The sequence below is a fragment of the Parvibaculum sp. genome (assembly GCF_049672805.1).
GTDB lineage: Bacteria > Pseudomonadota > Alphaproteobacteria > Parvibaculales > Parvibaculaceae > Parvibaculum.
This window is the reverse complement of record NZ_JBATWS010000330.1, coordinates 1-2,611: the sequence shown is the minus strand read 5'-3', so window position 1 is coordinate 2,611 and position 2,611 is coordinate 1. Positions and strand designations below refer to the sequence as shown.

Genomic DNA, 2,611 nt, shown 5'->3' with positions numbered 1-2,611 from the left:
GAAACACCGGAACACCGTCCGGTTGTTCAAACCTCACAGTTTCAAAGGAGTTTCCCCGTATGGCCGTACTCGTAGGCAAACAGGCCCCCGACTTCACCGCTGCTGCCGTTCTGCCAGATGGCGAGATCGTGGAGGATTTCAACCTCCGCTCGTATCTCAATGGCTCCTACGGCCTCGTTTTCTTCTACCCACTCGACTTCACCTTTGTCTGCCCCTCGGAAATCCTCGCCTATTCGAACCGCGTGCCGAAATTCGAGGAACTGAATGTGAAGGTCATCGCGGTGAGCGTGGACAGCCAGTACACCCATGCCGCATGGCGCAACACGCCCCCGAATGAAGGCGGCCTTGGCCCCGTGAAGTTCCCGATGGTGGCCGACCTGACCAAGCAGATCGCGCGCGACTATGACGTGCTGATCGAGAAGGACGGTGTGGCGCTTCGCGGTACCTTCCTGATCGACCGCGAAGGCGTGGTCCGCCACCAGCTCGTGAACGACCTGCCGCTCGGCCGCAACGCCGATGAAGCGCTGCGCATGGTCGATGCCCTCCAGTTCCATGAAGAGCATGGCGAAGTGTGCCCGGCCGGCTGGCAGAAGGGCGAGGAAGGCATGAAGGCGGATGCCGAAGGCGTCGCCAAGTATCTCGGCGCCCACGCCGAAGCCCTTTAAGGCTTTTGGCAGGCCCCGCCCGTCCCTATATGGTTGAAGGGACAGCGGGGCCTGCCTCCCCTACCTCTCCCCGCCCCGTTCAAGAGCAAGGCCGAAGCACAATGTCCGAAAAGAAACACGCAAAAGTCCTCATCATTGGCGCAGGCGCCGCTGGCTACACCGCTGCGATCTATGCTGCGCGCGCCATGCTTGAGCCCGTCGTCATTCAGGGCATCCAGCCGGGCGGCCAGCTCACCATCACAACGGATGTGGAAAACTATCCGGGCTTCGCAGAAGCAATCCAGGGCCCCTGGCTCATGGAGCAGATGGAAGCCCAGGCGCGCCACATGGGCACGGAAATCATTTCCGACACCATCGTGTCCGCCAATCTGAAAACCCGCCCCTTCGAGCTGAAGGGTGACAGCGGCACGCTGTACACCGCCGACGCCCTCATCATCGCAACGGGCGCTCAGGCGAAGTGGCTTGGCCTGCCCTCCGAGCAGCATTTCCAGGGCTTTGGCGTATCGGCTTGCGCCACCTGTGACGGCTTCTTCTATCGTGGCAAGGAAGTGCTGCTGGTTGGCGGCGGCAACACCGCCGTCGAGGAAGCACTGTTCCTCACCAACTTTGCGTCGAAGGTAACGGTCATTCATCGCCGCGACAGCTTCCGCGCCGAGAAAATCATGCAGGATCGCCTCTTCAAGAATCCGAAGATCGAAGTGATCTGGGATTCGGTGATCGAGGAAATCGTCGGCACGGAAGAGCCGCGCAGCGTGACCGGCGCGAAGGTGAAGAACCTCAAGACCGGCGAAGTCCGCGAGATTCCGGCCCACGGCATCTTCATCGCCATCGGCCATGCACCTGCGACCGAACTTTTCATCGGCCAGCTCGAGACAAAGGAAGGCGGCTATCTGAAGACGGTGCCGGGCACGCCGCGCACCAATATTCCGGGTGTGTTCGCAGCAGGCGACGTGACGGATGATGTCTATCGTCAGGCTGTGACAGCGGCAGGCATGGGCTGTCAGGCAGCCCTTGAAGCGGAACGCTACCTCGCCGCGCAGGAAGCCGAAGAGACGAAGGCGCCTGAGGTAGCGACTGCCTGATCCGTCAGCTTCCGATCATATCCATCAGGGCGCTCAAGTCAGAAATGACATGGGCGCCTTCTCTTTTCAGCGCCTCACCATCCGTATGCGGATCGCCCGCATAGCCGATCACCTTCATGCCGGCTGCCACCGCCGCCTGCACGCCGGGAACACTGTCCTCGATCACGAGGCAGCTGTGCGGCTCATGCCCCATGCGGGCGGCCGCATGAAGGAAGAGATCCGGCGCCGGTTTGCCATGCGCCACCTCTTCCGCGCTGAAAAGCACATGTTCGACCAGCGGCAACAGCCCGGTCGCGCCGAGCGTGAAACGCATTTTCTCGAACTTGCCGGATGAAGCGACGCAGAAAGGGAGACCGCGCGTCTTCAATCCGTGCAGCACCTCCCCCGCACCGGCGACAGGCTCGATACCTTCGGCAAAGGCGTCAAGCGTGCGGTCACGCACATAAGTTGGCCAATCCACGCCAAGCGGCCGCTTCAGGGCGGCCTCAACATGATCCTGCACCGCCTGCATCGTGCGGCCCACGAAAAGGCGGCGACATTCTTCGTAAGTGAGATGAAACCCCTCATCCGCCAGCAGGCGGACGAGAAGGCGGTTTGCAACCGGCTCGGTATCCACCAGCACGCCGTCGCAGTCGAAGATTACCAGGGAGGGAGAAAAAGAAAACGCCATGAGCGCGTTATAGCCGCGTTCATGGCGCTTTTGTCTTCACTTTTGATGACCGTAAGTTTCCGGTCGCGGATAGCTGCTACGGATTACGCAACCGAAGCACGGAGCATCCACGCGGTCTTTTCGCTCGCATCCATCCGCTGGACCATGAGGTCCGCCGTCACTTCATCATCCGCTTCCGAGGCGAGCTTGAAGAG

At 61.0% G+C, this 2,611-nt stretch carries 3 protein-coding genes; 2 read left to right on the top strand and 1 reads right to left on the bottom strand.

Going from position 1 to position 2,611, the window contains the following annotated elements; all coding sequences use genetic code 11:
* The first annotated feature begins 59 nt into the window (after positions 1-59).
* Together WBF74_RS10485 and trxB are read left to right on the top strand one after the other, a co-directional pair.
* Positions 60-665 carry a peroxiredoxin gene (locus WBF74_RS10485; protein WP_424439249.1) on the top strand — a complete coding sequence of 202 codons (606 nt, stop codon included), beginning with the start codon at positions 60-62 and terminating at the stop codon, positions 663-665.
* Between the two features lie 101 nt (positions 666-766).
* Positions 767-1,747 (top strand): thioredoxin-disulfide reductase, encoded by a 981-nt coding sequence (gene trxB / locus WBF74_RS10480; RefSeq protein ID WP_424439246.1) that lies wholly within the window; start codon positions 767-769, stop codon positions 1,745-1,747.
* 4 nt (positions 1,748-1,751) lie between these two features.
* Here the strand turns inward: trxB and WBF74_RS10475 are convergent, their stop codons facing one another.
* The gene (locus WBF74_RS10475; RefSeq protein ID WP_424439243.1) at positions 1,752-2,417 is read right to left on the bottom strand and encodes an HAD family hydrolase; all 666 of its coding nucleotides are present in this window, start codon (positions 2,415-2,417) and stop codon (positions 1,752-1,754) included.
* Positions 2,418-2,611 lie beyond the last annotated feature (194 nt).